The organism is Streptomyces sp. 147326 (genome assembly GCF_045000215.1).
Taxonomy (GTDB): domain Bacteria; phylum Actinomycetota; class Actinomycetes; order Streptomycetales; family Streptomycetaceae; genus Streptomyces.
The window spans coordinates 7024778-7044226 of sequence record NZ_CP134201.1 but is presented as its reverse complement, the minus strand read 5'-3'; the positions used below and the strand labels follow the sequence as shown (position 1 = coordinate 7044226).

Sequence of the window (19449 nt, the reverse complement as noted above, 5' to 3'; positions counted from 1 at the left end):
CCGGCACCCGCCGGTTTTCGTGGTTCGCGAAAAGCGGAGGGGCCGCAGCGCACGCGCTGCGGCCCCTCCGCTGTGCCGAACCGCCGGAGGCTACTCGCGGCGCAGGCTCGGCTTCAGGTCCTTGAACCGGGCCAGCAGCCCGTTCACGAACGAGGGCGACTCGTCCGTCGAGAACTCCTTGGCCAGCTGGACGGCCTCGTCGATGGCCACGGCGTCCGGGGTGTCGTCCACCCAGATCAGCTCGTAGGCACCGAGCCGCAGGATGTTCCGGTCCGCGACCGGCATGCGGTCGAGCTCCCAGTCCACGGCGTAGGTGACGATCAGGTCGTCGATGCGGTTCACCTTGTCGGCGTACCCCTCGACGAGATCCATCGTGAAGGCGCTGACCGGCGGCTGCCGGTCGTCCGACCGCGAGTGGCGGATCCAGTCCGCGAGGACCTCGCGCACGGGCACGTCGCGCTGGTCCGCCTCGAAAAGGATCTGGAAGGCGCGCTTGCGCGCATTGCTCCGAGCAGCCACGGGTTAGTTGCTCTTCCGGCCGAGGTAGTCGCTGGTGCGGGTGTCGACCTTGACCGTCTCGCCGGTGGTGACGAAGAGCGGGACCTGGATCTCGTAACCGGTCTCCAGCGTGGCGGGCTTGGTGCCGCCGGTGGAGCGGTCGCCCTGGACGCCCGGGTCGGTGTGCTCGATCTTGAGCTCGACCGCGGCCGGGAGCTCGACGTAGAGCACCTCGCCCTCGTGCTGGGCGACGGAGGCGGTAAAGCCCTCGATCAGGAAGTTCGCGGCGTCGCCGACGGCCTTCTTGTCGACCATCAGCTGGTCGAAGGTGGTCATGTCCATGAAGACGAAGTACTCGCCGTCCATGTACGAGAACTGCATGTCGCGGCGGTCGATGGTGGCCGTGTCGACCTTGGTGCCGGCGTTGAACGTCTTGTCGACGACCTTGCCGGAGAGCACGTGCTTGAGCTTGGTGCGCACGAAGGCCGGGCCCTTGCCGGGCTTGACGTGCTGGAACTCGACGACGGACCAGAGCTGGCCCCCGTCGAGCTTCAGCACCATGCCGTTCTTGAGGTCGTTCGTGGAAGCCACGGTTGCGGAATCTCCTGCACTGGAAGACCACGGGTGCGCGCACAGCCCGGCAGAGCGGGCTAGAGCGCGAGCAGCTCCTTGGTCGTAATGGTGAGTAGCTCGGGACCGCCGTCCGCCTCGGGGCGTACGACGAGCGTGTCATCGATCCGGACACCTCCCCGGCCCGGGAGGTGAACCCCCGGTTCGACGGTGACCGGCACGCAAGCGTCCAGTTTACCCATTGCCGTAGGTGCAAGCTGCGGGTCCTCGTCGATTTCGAGGCCCACGCCGTGTCCGGTCCACGGAGCGAGGGCTTCCGAGTGGCCCGCGGAGTCCAGGACGGAGCGTGCGGCATGGTCCACGTCCCGGTACGCCGCACCGGGCAGCAGCGCCTCGCGGCCCGCCCGCTGGGCGGTGAAGACGAGGTCGTACAGCGCGATCTGCCAGTCCGCGGGGCTGGTGCCGATCACGAAGGTCCGGCCGATCTCGCACCGGTAGCCGCGGTAGTTGGCGCCGAGGCAGACCGAGAGGAAGTCGCCCTCCTCCACCCGGCGGTCGGAGGGCCGGTGCCGGGAGCGGCCCGAGTGCGGGCCGGTGCCGACGGAGGTCGGGAAGGCGGGACCGTCCGCCCCGTGGTCGACGAGCCGCCGCTCCAGCTCCAGGGCGAGGTGCCGTTCGGTGCGCCCCACGAGGATGGATTCCAGCAGCTCGCCGAGGGCCTGGTCGGCGATCTCGGCGGCGATCCGCAGGCAGGCGATCTCCTCCTCGTCCTTGACGAGGCGCTGCTGCTCCACCGCGGTCCCGAGGTCGGCGAGGCGCAGCTTGGGCGCCACGGAGCGCAGGGCCCGGTGCCGGCCGACGGTGAGGTGGTGTTCCTCCACCGCGAGCGAGTCGGCCCGTACGCCGGCGGTCATGTCGGCGGCCGCGACGGCCGGGTCGGCGCCCGGGTTCCCCAGCACGGAGACCCTCAGGTGCTCGTCGAGGCGCCCCTCGTCCGCCTCGCCGGTGGGCGTGCCGGCGCAGAACATCACGTCTTCGGTGGGCCCGACCAGCAGTACGGCGCCGAGCGGGGACGCCCCGGAGAGGTAGCGGACGTTCGCCGGACGCGTGATCAGCGCGGCGGCGTTCCCCGCGGCGGCACATCGGTCGCGAAGCAGGCCCCGGCGGGCGGCGTACACGTCTGACATGTCTTCGAGCGTACGAGCGCCCCGCGGATCCGGCCTGGTGAGCGCGTCCGGACGGGCGCCGGCCGCCCCGCCTACTGCCCCGCCAGGGCCCGGGCCAGCACCTCGTCCAGGGCGCGCGCCGTGCCCTCGACGTCGAGGTGGGAGTTGTCGATGATGGGCAGGCCGGAGCCGTACCAGCCGGCCATCCGGCCGTGGATCCGCGCAACCTCCTCGTCGGAGAGGCGGCGGTTGCCGGAGCGGTGCGCGTTCCGCTCCAGGACGATCTCCAGGCCGGGCAGCAGCACCACCGGCAGCAGCGTGGGGCCCACGTGCCTCTTCCAGCCGCCCAGCCCGACCACGGGCCGGTCGGGGAAGACGGCGTCGTCCAGGATGCAGGAGATCCCGTTCGCCAGGTAGTTGCGGGCGGCGAAGCCGCAGGTGCGGCGGGCGAGCCGGTACTGGGCCTCGGAGTGCTCGTTCCAGCCCGCCTGCGGGTCCGCGAAGCCCGAGCACACCCACTCCCGGACGTCGTCCAGGCTGACGTGGGCCGTCGGCACGGGCCGGGTGCCGGCCCAGTGCCGCGCGACGGTGGTCTTCCCCGCGCCGGCCGGGCCGATCAGCAGCACGGCCAGTACGGCCCCTCCGGTACCCGCCACCGCGGGCGGCAGCGGGATGTGTCCGGTGGCCTCCGGTACGGGCGACACCGGGTGCGGGGGCGGCGGGGACTGGTGCCCGGGCTGCGGCTGGGGCGTGCCCGGCCAGCCCTGCGCCGGGGGTATGGGCGGCTGCGGGGGCGCCGCCGCGTGCGGTCCCGGCCGGCCCCAGCCCGCTCCCCCGCCCCCCACTCCTTGGTGCATCCGCTGCCACTCCGTCTCGTTCCGGCGACTGATGCGAGAACGTTATATGACCGCAGAGGTCAGAGCGTCCACCAGCACCGCCAGGCAGAGTGTCAGGTGGAGATCTCGTCCGCCAGTGCCCGCAGCGCGAGCCGGTACGAACCGATACCGAAGCCCGCCACCGTGCCGGTCGCCACGGCCGCGATGACCGAGGTGTGCCGGAACTCCTCGCGGGCGTACGGGTTCGAGATGTGCACCTCGATCAGCGGCGCCGTGCGCTGCGCGGCCGCGTCCCGCATGGCGTACGAGTAGTGGGTGAAGGCCCCCGGGTTGATGACCACGGGGATCTTCCCGTCCGCCGCCTCGTGCAGCCAGCGCACGAGCTCGCCCTCGTCGTTGGTCTCCCGGACCTCGACGTCGAAGCCGAGCTCCTCGCCCAGCGTGCGGCAGCTCTCGACCAGTCCGGCGTACGAGGTGGCCCCGTACACGTCGGGCTCGCGCGAGCCGAGCCGCCCCAGGTTCGGACCGTTCAGCACGAACACCCGGCGGCTCACGCGGACACCTCCCCGTAGGCGGCGATCAGGTGCGCCGGGTCGGGGCCCTCCAGGACGGTCGGCTTGGCCAGTCCGTCGAGGACGATGAAGCGCAGCAGGTTGCCGCGGGACTTCTTGTCGACCTGCATGGTCTGGAGCAGCTTGGGCCACTGGTCGCCGCGGTAGGTGAGCGGCAGCCCGACGGCGGCGAGGATCTCCTTGTGCCGGTCGGCGGTCGCGTCGTCGAGCCGGCCCGCGAGCCGGCCGAGTTCGGCGGCGAAGACCATGCCGACCGAGACGGCCGCGCCGTGCCGCCACTTGTAGCGCTCGTTCTTCTCGATGGCGTGCGCGAGGGTGTGGCCGTAGTTGAGGATCTCGCGCAGCCCCGACTCCTTGAGGTCGCTGGAGACCACGTCGGCCTTGACCTGGATGGAGCGCACGATGAGCTCGGCGGCGTGCGGGCCCTCGGGCGTGCGGGCCGCCTGCGGGTCCTCCTCGATCAGGTCGAGGATCTTCGGGTCGGAGATGAATCCGGCCTTGATGATCTCGGCGAGGCCGCTGACGTAGTCGTTGACCGGCAGCGAGTCCAGGGCCGCGAGGTCGCACAGCACGCCGGCCGGCGGGTGGAAGGCACCCACCAGGTTCTTGCCCTCGGCGGTGTTGATGCCGGTCTTGCCGCCGACGGCCGCGTCCACCATCGCGAGGACGGTGGTCGGTACGGCGACCCAGCGCACCCCGCGCAGCCAGCTGGCCGCCACGAAACCCGCGAGGTCGGTGGTGGCTCCGCCACCGACGCCGACGATGACGTCGGTACGGGTGAAGCCGGACTGGCCGAGGGCCTTCCAGCAGTAGGCGGCGACCTCGATGGTCTTGGCCTCTTCGGCGTTCGGCACCTGGATGGCGACCGCCTCGTAGCCCTGCTCGGCGAGGTCGTCGCGCAGCGCCTCACCGGTCGAGGCGAGCGCCTCGGGGTGGATCACGGCGACCCGCTGGGCCTTCGTACCGATCAGGGAGCCGAGCTCGCCGAGCAGCTGCCGCCCGACGAGCACGTCGTACGCGTCGTGTCCGGCGCTCGCGCCGACCTGGATCCGCGTCACCTGGTCTGTCATACGTCCTTCAACTCCAGAGCGTCGAGGACCGCCTGGGCGACCTCTTCGGGGGTGCGGTCGTCGGTGGGCACCACGACGCGCGCGACTTCGGTGTAGAGGGGGCGCCGCGCCTCCATCAGCTCGCGCCACTGGCGGCGCGGGTTGACGGCGAGCAGCGGGCGCGCGGCGCCGAGGCCCACGCGCCGTACGGCTTCCTCGACGTCCATCGACAGGTAGGCGACGGGCAGGCCGGTGAGCAGCTTGCGGGTGCCCTCGTCGAGGACGGCGCCGCCGCCGAGGGCGAGGACTCCGGTGTGCTCGGCGACGGCGGCGGCGACCGCCTCCCGCTCCAGCTCACGGAAGTACGGCTCGCCCTCGTCGACGAAGAGGTCGGAGATCTCCCGGCCCTGGGCGGCGACGATGTCCGCGTCGGTGTCCCGGTAGTGGACGCCGAGCCGCTCGGCGAGCAGCGCCCCCACCGTGGACTTGCCGGACCCCATGGGGCCGACGAGGACGACCAGCGGTCCGCGCGTCACCGGATCTGCAGGTTGTCGAGGTACGACCGGACGTTGCGGCGGGTCTCCGGGACGGAGTCGCCGCCGAACTTCTCGACGACGGCGTCGGCCAGCACGAGGGCGACCATGGCCTCGGCCACGATGCCCGCGGCCGGGACGGCGCACACGTCGGAGCGCTGGTGGTGGGCCACCGTCGCCTCTCCGGTCGCCACGTCGACGGTCGCCAGGGCGCGCGGAACGGTCGCGATGGGCTTCATCGCGGCCCGTACGCGCAGCAGCTCACCGGTGGTCAGACCGCCCTCGGTGCCGCCGGCGCGGCCGGAGGTGCGCTTGAGGCCCTCGGGGGTGGAGACGATCTCGTCGTGCGCCTTCGAGCCGGGCACGCGGGCGAGCTCGAAGCCGTCACCGACCTCGACGCCCTTGATGGCCTGGATGCCCATGAGGGCGGCGGCCAGCCGCGCGTCGAGGCGGCGGTCCCAGTGGACGTGCGAGCCGAGGCCGACGGGGACCCCGTACGCCAGCACCTCGACGACGCCGCCGAGGGTGTCGCCGTCCTTGTGGGCCTGGTCGATCTCCGCGACCATCGCCTTGCTCGCGTCGGCGTCGAGGCAGCGCACCGGGTCGGCGTCGAGCTTCTCGACGTCGGCCGGGGTCGGGTAGACGCCGTACGGGGCCTTGGCCGCGGCCAGTTCCACCACGTGCGAGACGATCTCGATGCCGGCGACCTCCTTGAGGAAGGAGCGGGCGATCGCGCCGAGGGCGACGCGGGCGGCGGTCTCGCGGGCGCTGGCGCGCTCCAGGATCGGCCGGGCCTCGTCGAAGCCGTACTTCTGCATGCCCGCGAGGTCGGCGTGGCCGGGCCGCGGGCGGGTGAGCGGCGCGTTACGGCCGGTGTCCTTGAGCAGCGAGGGGTCCACGGGGTCGGCCGACATGACGGTCTCCCACTTGGGCCATTCGCTGTTGCCGACCATGACGGCCACGGGCGAACCCAGCGACAGACCGTGCCGGACGCCGCCCAGGAAGGTGATCTCGTCCTGTTCGAACTTCATCCGGGCACCGCGGCCATAGCCGAGCCGGCGCCGGGCCAGGTGGTCGGCCACCAGCTCGGTGGTGACCGGGACGCCGGCGGGAAGGCCCTCCAGCGTCGCTACCAGCGCCGGTCCGTGAGACTCCCCGGCGGTCAGCCAACGCAACCTGCTCAACGATGCTCCTCATGCTCGCGCCTGGTACAGCGACGGCGCGATCGGGGTGCGCGGCCCGGACCCGCCTCACCCGAATCCTCCCATGTCCGGAGCGGTTTCCCGGGCCCCGGTCCAGCTATCGGACGCCCGGCTGGTCAGCGGACCCGGCTGCGGCGCCCGCGGAGCCAGCCGATCCCCGCCCACACCGCGGCGGAACCCAGGAGTCCGAAAACGGTGGCCTTGGCCCAGCCGGGCAGGTCTCCGAAGGCCACCCTGACGAGGGTGAACAGCGCGAAGGGGATGTCCCACTTCGACGCGAGTACCTGCTCCGTGTCCGCCCCGTCCATCCCGTCCCCCTGTGAATATGCAGGTGAACAGCCTAACGGGTGACATTACCGGCGAGTACACTATATCCCGCCAAGATCGTCGGACTTGGCGGGATCGCCCTGCGGCGCCGGAACCTCAGTGGGATCCCGAGAGGGCCGCGAGGCCCGCACGCCGCATTACCTCGAGCGGCGCCGGGGAGCGGCCGGTCATCTGCTCGACCTGGAAGACCGCCTGGTGCACCAGGAGGTCCAGGCCGCCGAGGAGCTTGCCCCCGCGCCCCGACCAGGCCGCGGCGAGAGCCGTGGGCCAGGGGTCGTAGAGGACGTCGAAGAGGGTGCCCGGGGCATCGGGCACGGCGGCCGCCAGTTCGTCGGTGACCCCCGCCGGGGTGGTGGCGATGACCAGCGGCGCGGCCAGCGCTCCGGCCGCCTCGGACCAGTCGGCCGTGCGGACGGGAACTCCGAGCCGCTCGCCCCACTGCCGCATCTCGTCGGCGCGCGCCCGCGAGCGGACGTACACGGTGACCTCGCCGGAGCAGATGCGCGAGAGCGCGGCGAGCGCCGAGGAGGCGGTGGCGCCGGCACCGAGGACGGCCGCCGAGGACACCTTCTCGACGCCGCGCTCGTGGAGCGCGGCGACGATGCCGGGGATGTCGGTGTTGTCACCGAGGCGCCGGCCGTCCTTCGTGAGGACGACCGTGTTGACCGCCTCGACGGAGGCGGCCGTCTCGCTGATGCCGTCCAGGAGCGGGATGATCGCCCGCTTGAGCGGCATCGTCAGCGACAGCCCGGCCCACTCGGGGCCGAGTCCGGCGACGAACTCCGGGAGCGCGGCCTCGTCGACTTCGAAGCGGTCGTACGACCAGTCGTCGAGGCCGAGCTCCCGGTAGGCGGCGCGGTGCAGCACTGGTGAGAGGGAGTGCTCGATGGGCGAACCCAGCACCGCGGCCCTTATGCGTGACATGTCCTGCTATCCGCCGTTCTTCTGCTTCTGCCGTTCCTGGAACTCGGCGACGAGCTTGAGGTGCTCGTCGTAGGTCTTGGTGAAGGTCGTCGTGTCGCCGTCGACCGACACGAAGAACATCCAGCCGCCGTGATCCGGGTTGAGCGTAGCGGTCAGCGCGTCCAGCCCCGGGTTCCCGATCGGGCCGACCGGCAGCCCCTTGATGAAGTGCGTGTTGTAGGGGTTGTTGAACGCCTGGGCTTCCTTGAGGTTGAAGTTGATCTCGCTCTGGTTCTTGACGTAGTTGTACGTCGAGTCGAACTCGATCTTCTGGTTCGTGACGTCGTTGGTCTTCTTCATGCGGTTGTAGACGACCTCGGACATCTTGCGGAAGTCGTCGTGGTTCTTGCCCTCGGCGTTGACGAGGCTGGCGACCGTGACCACCTGGAGCGGGTTGTCCAGGCCCAGTTCCTTGGCCTTGCCCTCGACGCCCAGCTCCGTGTACTTGGCGGTCGCGTTCTTGACCATCTCCTTGAGCAGGGACTCGGGAGTGCTGTCCTTGCCCAGGTCGTACCGCGTCGGGTAGAGGAAGCCTTCGAGCGGGTCGATCAGCTTCGGGTCGTTGCCCGCCCAGGCCGGCAGGCCGAGGTTCTTGGCCTCGCGCACCGCGATGTCCTTGGTGGTGCCTGCGGGCTTGCCCAGCTTCTTGTCGATCGCTTCGTACACCTTGGCGTTGCGCATGCCCTCGGTGACGGTGATGACGTTGAGCTTGCTGGGGTCGATCATCAGCGCGACGGCGGCCGCAGCCGACATCTTCTTGTTCATCGGGTAGGTGCCGGGCTGGATCGACTTGCCCTTGGGGTTGTTGTTCGCGGCGTCGACGAAGGCCTGGGCGCTGGCGACCACGCCGGCGTCCTTGAGGATGCGGCCCATCTGCCCCAGGAGCGCGCCCTTGGGGATCTCCACGTCGACCAGCTCGTCCGTGCCCTCGCCCGCGAAGTCCTCCGCGGCGCCGAACCTGGCCTTGAGGTAGCTGTAGCCGTAGTAGCCGCCACCGCCGACCACGCCGATGATGACGACGGCGGCGATCAGGCAGGCCATGCCGCTGCGCTTTTTCGGCTTGCCGCCCTTCGAGCGGCCGCCGCGGCGACCGTCGCCGGGCTCGTCACCGTCGTCGTCGCCGTCGCGACCGCCGGCGAGGAAGCCGCCCTCGGGCTCCTCCGCCTCCTCCTCGACCGGTTCCGGCTCCAGGTGGCGCCGGCCCGGGGGCTGCGGCGGCGGGTAGGCCTCGGGCGTGGTGTAGAGGTCGGGGGCCTCGCCGGGGTAGCCGGATACGGACTGCTGCGCGTACGGGTCCGCGCCCACGTAGGGGTCGGCCTGCACGGCGGCCGCGTACTGGCCCTGGCCGGTGTCCCAGCCCTGGTTGTCGTACACCGGCTGCTGGGGGTGGGGCTGCGCCTGCTGCGGGGCGTAGGCCTGCTGCTGGGCGTACGCCTGCTGCTGCGGGGCATAGGCCTCCTGCTGCGCGGCGTACTGCTGCTGGTCGGGGTACTGCTGCTGGTACTGCTGTTGCTGGTACTGCTGCTGCTCGTACTCCGGGTACTGCTGGTACTGCTGGGGGTACTGCTCCTGGTACTGGGGCTCCTGCGGGTACTCCTGCTGGGGGGCACCGCCGTAGGGCACCTGGCCCTGCTGGGTCTGGTGCCCGTACCCCTGGTCCCCGTACAGGGGATCCTCGGGGTGCCAGGGTTCGGGGCCACGGCCCCGGCCATACTCAGTCATCGGTCCCCTAGAGCCGCGAGACGGAGGCCACGGAGTCCGTCGTCCGTGGCACCCGGTTCCGCCTCTTTGACGGTGGGCGACGGCTGTTCGAATGCCGTCTCATCGCGCGGAACGTTACCGTATCGCGATCAGACAACCACTTCGACGCACTCACCGGGCGGATTACCTGATACCCGTTCGGTCTCAAGAGCGTTCTGAAGGATCACCACAGCGGCCGCCTGGTCGATGACCGCCCGGCCCTTCTTGGCGTTCCTTCCGGAGGCCCGCAGCCCCTGAGCGGCGGTGACCGTGGTCATCCGCTCGTCCACCAGACGGACCGTCACCGGCTTGATGCCCTTGGCGAGCTCGTTCGCGAAGACGCGCACCTTGGCCGCGGCCGGACCCTCCCGCCCGCTGAGCGAGCGGGGGAGGCCGACCACGACCTCGAGGGGCTCGTACTCCTCGACGAGCTGCCGCAGCCGCCGGTGGGCGAAGGGGATGTCCCGGCCCGGGACGGTTTCCACCGGTGTGGCGAGCACCCCGTCGGGGTCGCACGAGGCGACCCCGATCCGGGCGTCCCCGACGTCGATGGCGAGCCGGCGGCCGCGGCGCAGCGTCATCGTCAGGCCGTCTCGACGACGAGGCGCTCGACGGCGCTGATGGCCTCCGGGACGGCGGCCGGGTTCTGGCCGCCGCCCTGGGCGACGTCCGGCTTGCCGCCACCGCCGCCGCCGAGGGTCTTGGCGGCCGTACGGACCAGGTCGCCGGCCTTGAGGCCGCGCTCGCGGGCCGCCTCGTTGGTGGCGATGACGGTCAGCGGGCGGCCGCCCGCCACGGTGAACAGGGCCACGACCGCCGGACGGTCGCCGGGGATCCGGACGCGGACGTCGAGGACCAGCTTGCGCAGGTCGTCGGCGCCGATGCCGTCCGCCACCTGGCCGACGACCAGGGCGACGCCGTGGATGTCCTGGGCGTTCGCGGCGAGACCGGCGGCGGCCTGCAGGACCTTCTCCGCGCGGAACTTCTCGATCTCCTTCTCGGCGTCCTTCAGCTTGCCGAGCATGGAGGCGATCTTCTCCGGCAGCTCCTCCGGACGGCCCTTGACCAGCTCCTGGAGCTGGGCGACGACCGTGTGCTCCTTGGCGAGGAAGTTGTACGCGTCCACGCCGACGAGGGCCTCGACGCGGCGCACGCCGGAGCCGATGGAGGACTCGCCGAGCAGCTTCACCAGGCCCAGCTGGGAGGTGTTGCCGACGTGCGTGCCGCCGCACAGCTCCTTGGAGAAGTCGCCGATGGTGACGACGCGCACGCGCTCGCCGTACTTCTCGCCGAACTCGGCGATGGCGCCCTGCTTCTTGGCCTCGTCGATGCTCATGATCTCGGCGGTGACGTCCAGCTCGCGCGAGAGCACGTCGTTGATCTTCTGCTCGACGTCGGTGAGGACCGAGCCGGGAACGGCGTTCGGCGAACCGAAGTCGAAGCGGAAGCGGCCCGGGGAGTTCTCCGAACCGGCCTGGGCGGCGGTCGGGCCGAGGGCGTCGCGCAGCGCCTGGTGGGTCAGGTGGGTGGCCGAGTGGGCGCGGGCGATGGCCCGGCGGCGCTTGATGTCGATGGCGGCGTACGCGGAGGCGCCCACCGTCACCTCGCCGACCTGGACGGAGCCCTTGTGCACGGAGACACCGGGGACGGGCTGCTGGACGTCGCGGACCTCGATGACGGCGCCCGTGTCGAGCTTGATGCGGCCCTGGTCGGCGAGCTGGCCGCCGCCCTCGGCGTAGAAGGGGGTGCGGTCGAGGACGACCTCGACCTCGTCGCCCTCGGAGGCGGCGGGCGCGGAGACGCCGTTGACCAGGAGGCCGACGATGGTGGACTCGCCCTGGGTGGTGGCGTAGCCGGTGAACTCGGTGGCGCCGGAGCCGTCGGCGATCTCCCGGTAGGCGGACATGTCCGCGTGGCCGGTCTTCTTGGCCTTGGCGTCGGCCTTGGCACGGTCGCGCTGCTCCTGCATCAGGCGGCGGAAGCCGGTCTCGTCCACGGAGAGGCCCTGCTCGGAGGCCATCTCCAGGGTGAGGTCGATCGGGAAGCCCCAGGTGTCGTGGAGCAGGAACGCCTTGTCGCCGGAGAGGACGGTGCCGCCGGCGGCCTTGGTCTCGGTCACGGCGGTGTCGAGGATGTTCGTTCCGCCCTTGAGGGCCTTCAGGAAGGCGGCCTCTTCGGCGAGCGCGACGGTCTCGATGCGCTTGCGGTCGGTGACCAGCTCCGGGTACTGCTCCCCCATCGTGTTGATCACGACGTCGACGAGGTCCTGGACGACCGGGCCCGTGGCGCCCATGAGGCGCATGTTGCGGATGGCACGGCGCATGATGCGGCGCAGCACGTAGCCGCGGCCCTCGTTGCCGGGGGTGACGCCGTCGCCGATGAGCATCACGGAGGTGCGGATGTGGTCGGCGACCACGCGCATCGACACGTCGGTGCCCGGGGCGGCGCCGTACTGCACGCCGGTCAGGGCGGTGGCCTTGTCCATGACCACGCGCAGGGTGTCGGTCTCGTACATGTTCTGCACGCCCTGCAGGATCATCGCGAGGCGTTCGAGGCCGAGACCCGTGTCGATGTTCTTCGACGGCAGGTCGCCGAGGATCGGGAAGTCTTCCTTCCCGTCGCCGGCGCCGCGCTCGTACTGCATGAAGACCAGGTTCCAGATCTCCACGTAGCGCTCGTCGTTGACGGCCGGGCCGCCCTCGACGCCGAACTCCGGGCCGCGGTCGTAGTTGATCTCCGAGCACGGGCCGCAGGGACCCGGGACGCCCATGGACCAGAAGTTGTCCTTCTTGCCCAGGCGCTGGATGCGCTCGGCGGGAACGCCGATCTTCTCGCGCCAGATCTGCTCGGCCTCGTCGTCGTCGAGGTAGACGGTGATCCAGAGCTTCTCCGGCTCGAGGCCGTAGCCGCCGTCCGCCACGGAGCTGGTGAGCAGCTCCCAGGCGTACTTGATGGCGCCTTCCTTGAAGTAGTCCCCGAAGGAGAAGTTGCCGCACATCTGGAAGAACGTGCCGTGGCGGGTGGTCTTGCCGACCTCTTCGATGTCCGGCGTACGGACGCACTTCTGCACGCTGGTGGCGCGGGGGGCCGGGGGCTTGGTCTCGCCGAGGAAGTACGGCTTGAAGGGGACCATGCCCGCGTTGACCAGCAGCAGAGTCGGGTCGTCCGCGATGAGCGACGCCGAAGGGACAACGGCGTGACCGCGCTCCTCGAAGAAGCTCAGCCAGCGGCGGCGAATTTCAGCCGACTCCATCAGTGGTCCTCATTCCGGTCGTGCGAAAACGTTGGTCGGTGGGTGGTGTGGTCGTTCTCGATGGCCCGCAGCCGCCGCGGCCCGGGAAGGGCGGTGACGTTGTCGGGCCGGTCGGGGTCCTGGTGGAGCCCCAGTGCGTCGTTCAGCTCGTCCTCGCGCTGCGTCATTCCCGCTTTGACGTCGAGGGCGAAGTCCTTGAGGCGGTGACCCGCCTCCACGGCCTTGTCGGCCGCCTGGGCTGCGAGACTCTCCGGAGTCAGCTTCTTGAGCTGACGGTTGACCTTGGTGGTGGCCCACACGCCGGCGGCTGCGCCTGCGGTGAACCAGAAGGCTCGGCGGAACATCGGCGGTCTCAGCCCTTCTGCTTCCGGCGCCGGGCGGGCGGCACCGTACGGCCAACGATCACGTTACGTCGGGATGCTTTCGGCGGCATGCCGCCCGGCGTCGCGGCATCCCCCTTGCCCAGCGCCTTGCGGACGCCGTAGCCGAAGGCCGCGACCTTCACCAGCGGCCCGCCGAAGGCGGTGGCCACGGTGGAGGACAGTGCGGAGGCGTTGGAGGTGACCTCCTGGACGTCGCTCGCGATGGCGTCGACCCGGTCCAGCTGGGTGCGCGCGGAGCGGACGGTCGTGGAGGCGTCGGCCAGCAGCGGAACGGCCTGATCGGTCACGTCGGCCACCAGCTTGGTGGTCGCCCTGAGCACCTGGGCCAGCCTCGCCAGCGCCACGGCGAGGAAGGAGATCAGGATGGCCCAGAAGACGGCCACGATGATCCCGGCCACCTCTACACCGGACACGTCACACCGCTCTCTGTCTGCGCCTGAACTGCCGGCTGCACCGATTCCTCAACGATCCTCCGACCCTATCGCGCCGGGGATCCCCGGCCGTACCGGAATAGGGGGTCGGAAGGCACCGCCTTGAACGCAATGCATCCGGACCAGTACCCTCCGTGTCCCATGCGACACAGACCCCTGCGCGACGGGCCCTGGGGCAATCTTCCCTCGGAGCTGGGCCGGTTCATCGGGCGGGGTGCCGAACTCGCCGAGCTGGGACGGCTCCTGGACTCCTCCCGGCTGGTGACGGTGACCGGCGTGGGCGGGGTGGGCAAGTCCCGGCTCGTGCTCGCGGCCGCCCGGTCGGCCGCCGAGGCGGCGCAGGGGGCCCGGGGAACGCAGGGAGCGCAAGGGGCGGAGGGGACGCTCGCGGCGCGGGCGGCGCAGGACCGGCACGGCGACGGGGTGTGGCTGGCCGAGCTGGCCTCCGTACGGGATCCCGCGCTGCTGGAGCTGACCGTCTCCGAGGCGCTCGGGCTGACCGACCACACCACGCGGCCGCCCCGGACCGTCCTGGCCGAGCACCTGGCCGGACGGCGGCTGCTGCTGGTCCTGGACGGCTTCGAGCAACTGGTCGACGAGACCGCGGACCTGGTGGGGGATCTGCTGCGCCGCTCCCCCGGCCTGCGGGTGCTGGCGGCGGGCCGGCGCCCGCTCGCCCTGGCCGGGGAGCTGGCCTTCCCGCTGGCCCCGCCGGTCCCGGAGGAGGCGCTGGCCCTGCTGGCGGCGCGGGCCGGCGCGGCCGATCCGGCCTTCGCGGTGACCGCGGCGAACCGGGACGCGCTGGTCGAGGTGTGCGAGCGCCTCGACGGGATCCCGCTCGCCCTGGAGCTGGCGGCGGCCCGGCTGCGGACCTTGTCGCCCGAGCAGGTGCTGGCCCGGCTGGAGAACCGCTTCGCGCTGCTGACGGGCGGTGCGCGCGGGGCGCTGCCCCGGCACCGGGCGCTGCGTACGGCGATCGGCTGGAGCCACGAGCTGTGCACGCCCGCGCAGCGGCTGCTGTGGGCACGGCTGTCGGTGTTCGCCGGGCAGTTCGACCTGGACGCCGCCGAATACGTGTGCTCGGGCCCGGACCTGCCGGTGGAGGACGTACTGGACCTCGTCGGGGAGCTCCAGGACCAGTCCCTGCTGGTCCGCGAGGAGACGGCCGCCGGGGTCCGCTTCCGGATGCTGGAGACCGTACGGGTGTACGGGGCGGGCTGGCTGGGGTCGCTGGGCGACGCCCGGCGGCTGCGCAGGCGGCACCGGGACTGGTACACGGGGCTGGCGACCTGGTGCGAGCTGGACTGGTTCAGCCCGCGCCAGCCGGAGGTCGCCGCGCTGGTGGAGGCGGAGCTGCCGAATCTGCGGCTCGCCCTGGAGTGCTGCCTGGACGAGCCGGACGAGGTGCACCTGGCCCAGTACCTGGCGGGCACCCTGTGGTTCTACTGGGCGGGCTGCGGGCGCCTGACCGAGGGGCGGCACTGGCTGGACCGGACCCTGGAGCCCACGGGCGGGGTACCGACGGAGTACGAGAACTCGCGGCTCAAGGCCCTGTGGGTACTGGGCTACGTCGCGGCCCTGCAGGGGGACGCGGCGGCCTCGATGAGCGCCCTGCACGAGTGCCGGGACGCGGCGGCGCAGAGCGGGAACGCCCTCGCCTCGGCCTACGCGGTGCACCGGCTGGGCTGTCTGGCGCTGGTCTCGGACGACATGGCCCGGGCCCGGGAGCTGCTGGGCACGGCGCTGGAGCGGTACCGGGCGGTCGGGGAGCTCAACAGCAACGTGCTGATGTGCCAGGTGGAACTGGGGATGGCGCTGGCCTTCCAGGGCGAGCTGCCGGGCGCGCTCGCGCTGTGCCGCGAGGTCCGGGAGATCTGTGAGGAGCGCGGGGAGCGCTGGACGAAGGCGTACGCCCTGTACGTGCTCGCGTACGCGGCCCTGGACGCGGGGGACGCGCCGGAGGCCCGGCGGCTGCTCAACGAGTGCGTGGCGATCAACCACGCCTTCCACGATCTGGTCGGGCTGGTGCTCGCGCTGGAGCTGCTGGCCCTGGTCACGGTCGCGGAGGGCGATCCGGCCGAGGCGGCGCTGCTGCAGGGGGCGGCGGAGCCGATGTGGGGCGGGGTGGGGCTGCAGTTGTTCGGCTCGGGGTACTTCAACGCCCCGCGGCTGATGTGCCTGGAGCGTGCGGGCGAGCTGCTGGGTGCCGAGCGGTACGCGGCGTACGCGGCCGAGGGGCGGGAGCTGAGCCGCGAGGCCCTGGTGGGGCGGGCGCAGCGCGGCCCCGGTGAGCGCGGGGTCAGGGCTTGGGTGTCCCGGCAGGCAGGACGGGGCGGGGCGGGCGGCCCGCGGACGTCGCGCCGCGCGGCGGCGGCGGACCAGCCGTAGTCCGCCGGGCCGGGGCGGGCCCGTGAACGGGAAAACCCGCCGCCCCCCGGAGGGGACGGCGGGCTGACCAGCCAGTGAGACTAGGCCTGCATCAGCGGGCGTAGTACTCGACGACGAGCTGCTCGTCGCAGATGACCGGGATTTCCTTGCGGTTCGGGTCGCGGTCCAGGCGGAAGGCCAGGGCCTTCAGGTTGACCTGCAGGTAGCGCGGGGTCTCGCCCTCGCCTGCGTAGCCACCCTCACGGGCAACCTGGAACGGAACCTTCTCGCGGCTGCGCTCGCGCACGGTGATGACGTCGTCCGGGCGGACACGGAACGACGGCTTGTCGACCTTGTCACCGTTGACCTCGATGTGGCCGTGAACGACCATCTGGCGGGCCTGGTAGATGGTGCGGGCGATGCCCGAACGCAGAACCAGGGCGTCGAGACGACGCTCGAGCTCGACGACAAGCGCCTCGCCCGTCTTGCCTTCGGCCTTCTTGGCGCGGTCGTACGCGCGGGCCATCTGACGCTCAGAGATGTCGTACTGAGCGCGCAGACGCTGCTTCTCCAGCAGACGAACCTTGTAGTCCGAGTTCTGCTTGCGGCCACGGCCGTGCTCGCCCGGCGGGTAGGGGCGGGCCTCGAAGTACTTGACGGCCTTCGGGGTCAGCGCAATGCCGAGGGCACGCGACTTCTTGACCTTGGGTCGCTTCTGGTTCACGTGGAACCTACCTCCATGTAAGTTAGGTGAGGCTTACCTTAGCGAGGAGGACGTAATGTCTCGACCACATGGGATCCCCCTGCCCAGTGCGCATCGAAGTTCAGATTCCAACGAAACAGAATCTGCTTTCGACGACGATAAGCAAGGTCAGCCGCGTCCCAGGGAAGGCGTTCGGCAGCTCACCGGAGCCGAACGCGTACGAACCCTCGTAGAGTCCAACGCCTCAGTATCCCTCACGCTCATCGGTGCTCGTGACGGTCACGAGCACGAGGAGTTCGGGACAGGGATGCCGGCCGCACGGACCGTCACCCCGGACGGGGACGTGATTCTCCTTGTTTACGGGGAATCCACGGCTGCCAGAGCAGCCGCTCACGCCCAGGACGACGACCTCACCGCCGTGATCGAGATCACGGACGTGGCGCCGGTGTCCGTCCCACATCGTATCCGAGGTCGCGCCTGGCTGGCCGGGTGGCTGACGCCGGTGCGCGGTGACGACCGCGCGGCCTGCGCGGCGCTGCTCGCGGAGCGCCACCCGGTGGGCGAGCTGCTGGGGCTGTCGGAGGCCTCGGACCTCCCGTACTCGGCCCGCCCGGCGTGGATGATGCTGCGGCTGGAGGTCGGCGAGATCTCGGTGGACGACCTGTGGGGAGCCGAGCACGTGGACCCGGAGGACCTGGCCGCGGCGGAGCCGGACCCGATGGTCGCCCACGAGACGGAGCTGCTGCAGCACCTGCACGCGGCCCACGGGGACCGGATCGGCGAGCTGTGCGGCCTGCTCGGCCCGCGCGGGGCCCGCGGCATGAGCGCCGTCCCCCTCTCCCTGGACCGCCTGGGCCTGCGCGTCCGCTTCACGGGCGGCGCCGCCGGCTCCTTCGACGCGCGCTTCGACTTCCCGGAGCCGGTGACGGACATCTGCGGCCTGCGGCGGGCGATGCACACGCTCTTGACGGCGGCCTCTCACTGAGGACAGGCGGCCGGCATCCGCTGGAGCGCGAGCTTCTCGGGCGGGGTGACGGAGAGCCGGTACCTGGCCTTGATGCCGGTGTACCGGCGCGCGTACTCGCACCGGTACTCCTGCCGCGGCGGCTGCCACTTGTCGGCCGTCCTGCTGCCTACGTCGTCACGGGTGTCGCAGCCGTTGCGCCCGCCGACGGCATCGGTCTCGTCGGACCAGTACCGGCCGAAGTTCTCCCGCTTGTACGTCTCCCAGTTCCGCCCCCACGCGACCGCCGGCCCGCCCAGCTGCGCCTCGGCCGTCCGGGCGTCGGGCGGAAACCCGGCCCCTGCCAGCGGCACCACCGCGCGCGGGGCGGTGTCGTGGTGACATCCGCCGAGCAGGAGCACTGCCGCCACGGCGATGAGCAGAGCAGGCGTCGCATGCCGTGAGCCTAGGCGGCGCCCTCCCCGCGTCACTGCACGGCGCTCCGCGCCCGCGCCTCGAACGCCGGCGGGGCTGAAGCCGCAGAGGTCAGGCTCCGCGCAGCCGTTCGCGGACCTTTTCCACCACGTCCGCGTAGCGGGCTTCGGCTCCGTAGCGCGTCGGCTCGTAGTACCGCTTGCCGTGCAGCTCGTCCGGCGCGTACTGCTGCGCCGCGATCGCGCCCGGGACGTCGTGCGGGTACACGTACCCCTGCGCGTGCCCCAGCTTCGCCGCGCCCTTGTAGTGCCCGTCGCGCAGGTGCGCCGGGACCGTCCCCGCCAGCCCGGCCCGTACGTCGGCCAGCGCCGCGCCGATGGCGGTCGTGGCGGTGTTCGACTTCGGGGCCAGCGCCAGCGCGATCGTCGCGTGCGAGAGGGTCAGCGCGGCCTCCGGGAAGCCGATCATCGCCACCGCCTGGGCCGCGGCCACCGCGAGCGGCAGGGCCGTCGGATCCGCGAGGCCGATGTCCTCGCTCGCCGAGATCATCAGGCGGCGCGCGATGAACCGCGGGTCCTCCCCCGCGTCGATCATCCGGGCGAGGTAGTGCAGTGCGGCGTCCACGTCCGAGCCCCGGATCGACTTGATCAGCGCGCTCGCCACGTCGTAGTGCTGGTCGCCGTCACGGTCGTAGCGGACGGCGGCGCGGTCGACCGCCTCCTCGACCGTCTCCAGGGTGATCTCCGCCTCACCCTTGGCGATGGCCGATCCGGCCCCCGCCTCCAGCGCCGTCAGGGCCCGCCGGGCGTCGCCGCCGGCGATCCGCAGCAGGTGCGCCTCCGCGTCCTCGGGCAGGGTGACCGCCCCGCCCAGGCCCCGCTCCTCGGCGAGCGCCCGCCGCATCAGCGCGCTCAGGTCCTCGTCCGTCAGCGGTTCCAGCGTCAGCAGCAGCGAACGCGACAGCAGCGGGGAGATGATCGAGAAGTACGGGTTCTCCGTGGTCGCCGCGATCAGCGTCACCCAGCGGTTCTCGACGGCCGGGAGCAGCGAGTCCTGCTGGGCCTTGCTGAAGCGGTGGATCTCGTCGAGGAAGAGGACGGTCTCCTTGCCGTAGCCGCCGGCCGCGCGCCGGGCGCCCTCGATGACCGCCCGTACCTCCTTGACGCCCGCGGTGATGGCGGAGAGTTCCACGAAACGCTTCTGCGTGGCCTGGCTGACCACGTACGCGAGGGTGGTCTTCCCGATGCCGGGCGGGCCCCAGAGGATCACCGACGAGGCACCGGCCGGGCCGCCCGCCCCTTCCCCGACCAGCCGCCGCAGCGGCGAACCGGGCTTCAGCAGGTGCTGCTGGCCGACGACCTCGTCCAGGGTGCGCGGGCGCATCCGGACGGCGAGCGGGGAACTCGCGGGGTCCTTCTCCTGGCGTTCTTCGGCAGCGGCGGTGAACAGGTCTGGTTCCACACAGGAAGCCTATGCGA

The 19449-nt window shown here is 71.6% G+C and carries 20 protein-coding genes; 2 read left to right on the top strand and 18 right to left on the bottom strand.

What is annotated here, in order from left to right:
* Positions 1-90: 90 nt before the first annotated feature.
* From nusB to RIU97_RS32320, 15 genes are all read right to left on the bottom strand, one after another.
* Positions 91-519 carry a transcription antitermination factor NusB gene (nusB, locus tag RIU97_RS32390; RefSeq protein WP_319721152.1) on the bottom strand — a complete coding sequence of 143 codons (429 nt, stop codon included), beginning with the start codon at positions 517-519 and terminating at the stop codon, positions 91-93.
* A 3-nt stretch (positions 520-522) separates the two neighbouring features.
* Positions 523-1089, bottom strand: coding sequence for an elongation factor P (gene efp / locus RIU97_RS32385; RefSeq protein WP_327412890.1), 567 nt, complete (start codon positions 1087-1089; stop codon positions 523-525).
* 59 nt (positions 1090-1148) lie between these two features.
* Entirely contained in the window at positions 1149-2255 is a 1107-nt protein-coding gene (locus RIU97_RS32380) for an aminopeptidase P family protein (protein ID WP_404961080.1), read from the bottom strand.
* Positions 2256-2326: 71 nt separating this feature from the next.
* Positions 2327-3091 (bottom strand): AAA family ATPase, encoded by a 765-nt coding sequence (locus RIU97_RS32375; RefSeq protein ID WP_404961079.1) that lies wholly within the window; start codon positions 3089-3091, stop codon positions 2327-2329.
* A gap of 92 nt (positions 3092-3183) precedes the next feature.
* Positions 3184-3624 carry a type II 3-dehydroquinate dehydratase gene (aroQ, locus tag RIU97_RS32370; protein ID WP_404961078.1) on the bottom strand — a complete coding sequence of 147 codons (441 nt, stop codon included), beginning with the start codon at positions 3622-3624 and terminating at the stop codon, positions 3184-3186.
* Positions 3621-4712 (bottom strand): 3-dehydroquinate synthase, encoded by a 1092-nt coding sequence (gene aroB / locus RIU97_RS32365; RefSeq protein WP_404961077.1) that lies wholly within the window; start codon positions 4710-4712, stop codon positions 3621-3623. The genes aroQ and aroB overlap by 4 nt, the downstream gene beginning before the upstream one ends.
* The gene (locus RIU97_RS32360) at positions 4709-5227 is read right to left on the bottom strand and encodes a shikimate kinase (RefSeq protein WP_404961076.1); all 519 of its coding nucleotides are present in this window, start codon (positions 5225-5227) and stop codon (positions 4709-4711) included. Before RIU97_RS32360 ends, aroB begins: the two co-directional genes overlap by 4 nt.
* Complete coding sequence (gene aroC, locus RIU97_RS32355) at positions 5224-6408, bottom strand: chorismate synthase (protein ID WP_404961075.1); 1185 nt, start codon at positions 6406-6408, stop codon at positions 5224-5226. Before aroC ends, RIU97_RS32360 begins: the two co-directional genes overlap by 4 nt.
* A gap of 134 nt (positions 6409-6542) precedes the next feature.
* Positions 6543-6734, bottom strand: coding sequence for a hypothetical protein (locus RIU97_RS32350; RefSeq protein WP_404961074.1), 192 nt, complete (start codon positions 6732-6734; stop codon positions 6543-6545).
* Between the two features lie 115 nt (positions 6735-6849).
* Positions 6850-7677: a shikimate dehydrogenase gene (locus RIU97_RS32345; protein WP_404961073.1), complete on the bottom strand. Its 828-nt coding sequence runs from the start codon at positions 7675-7677 to the stop codon at positions 6850-6852.
* 6 nt (positions 7678-7683) lie between these two features.
* The gene (gene mltG, locus RIU97_RS32340; RefSeq protein ID WP_404961072.1) at positions 7684-9438 is read right to left on the bottom strand and encodes an endolytic transglycosylase MltG; all 1755 of its coding nucleotides are present in this window, start codon (positions 9436-9438) and stop codon (positions 7684-7686) included.
* 128 nt (positions 9439-9566) lie between these two features.
* Complete coding sequence (ruvX, locus tag RIU97_RS32335; protein WP_351821045.1) at positions 9567-10037, bottom strand: Holliday junction resolvase RuvX; 471 nt, start codon at positions 10035-10037, stop codon at positions 9567-9569.
* Between the two features lie 2 nt (positions 10038-10039).
* On the bottom strand, positions 10040-12709 hold the full coding sequence (gene alaS / locus RIU97_RS32330) for an alanine--tRNA ligase (RefSeq protein ID WP_404961071.1): 2670 nt from the start codon (positions 12707-12709) through the stop codon (positions 10040-10042).
* On the bottom strand, positions 12709-13053 hold the full coding sequence (locus RIU97_RS32325) for a DUF6167 family protein (RefSeq protein ID WP_404961070.1): 345 nt from the start codon (positions 13051-13053) through the stop codon (positions 12709-12711). The genes alaS and RIU97_RS32325 overlap by 1 nt, the downstream gene beginning before the upstream one ends.
* A gap of 8 nt (positions 13054-13061) precedes the next feature.
* The gene (locus RIU97_RS32320; RefSeq protein ID WP_404961069.1) at positions 13062-13505 is read right to left on the bottom strand and encodes a DUF948 domain-containing protein; all 444 of its coding nucleotides are present in this window, start codon (positions 13503-13505) and stop codon (positions 13062-13064) included.
* 159 nt (positions 13506-13664) lie between these two features.
* Between RIU97_RS32320 and RIU97_RS32315 the strand changes: the two genes are divergently transcribed.
* A complete protein-coding gene (locus RIU97_RS32315) occupies positions 13665-15911 on the top strand; it encodes an ATP-binding protein (RefSeq protein ID WP_404961068.1) in 2247 nt (748 codons plus the stop codon).
* Positions 15912-16002: 91 nt separating this feature from the next.
* Here RIU97_RS32315 and rpsD read toward each other — a convergent pair whose 3' ends face one another.
* Positions 16003-16614, bottom strand: coding sequence for a 30S ribosomal protein S4 (gene rpsD / locus RIU97_RS32310; protein WP_008740451.1), 612 nt, complete (start codon positions 16612-16614; stop codon positions 16003-16005).
* A gap of 55 nt (positions 16615-16669) precedes the next feature.
* Between rpsD and RIU97_RS32305 the strand changes: the two genes are divergently transcribed.
* Entirely contained in the window at positions 16670-17578 is a 909-nt protein-coding gene (locus tag RIU97_RS32305; protein ID WP_404961067.1) for a DUF2470 domain-containing protein, read from the top strand.
* On the opposite strand, the gene RIU97_RS32300 is transcribed toward RIU97_RS32305, so the two are convergent.
* Together RIU97_RS32300 and RIU97_RS32295 are read right to left on the bottom strand one after the other, a co-directional pair.
* The gene (locus tag RIU97_RS32300; protein ID WP_404961066.1) at positions 17572-17967 is read right to left on the bottom strand and encodes a hypothetical protein; all 396 of its coding nucleotides are present in this window, start codon (positions 17965-17967) and stop codon (positions 17572-17574) included. The genes RIU97_RS32305 and RIU97_RS32300 overlap by 7 nt on opposite strands.
* Before the next feature lie 115 nt (positions 17968-18082).
* A complete protein-coding gene (locus RIU97_RS32295; protein ID WP_404961065.1) occupies positions 18083-19432 on the bottom strand; it encodes a replication-associated recombination protein A in 1350 nt (449 codons plus the stop codon).
* Positions 19433-19449: the final 17 nt, after the last annotated feature.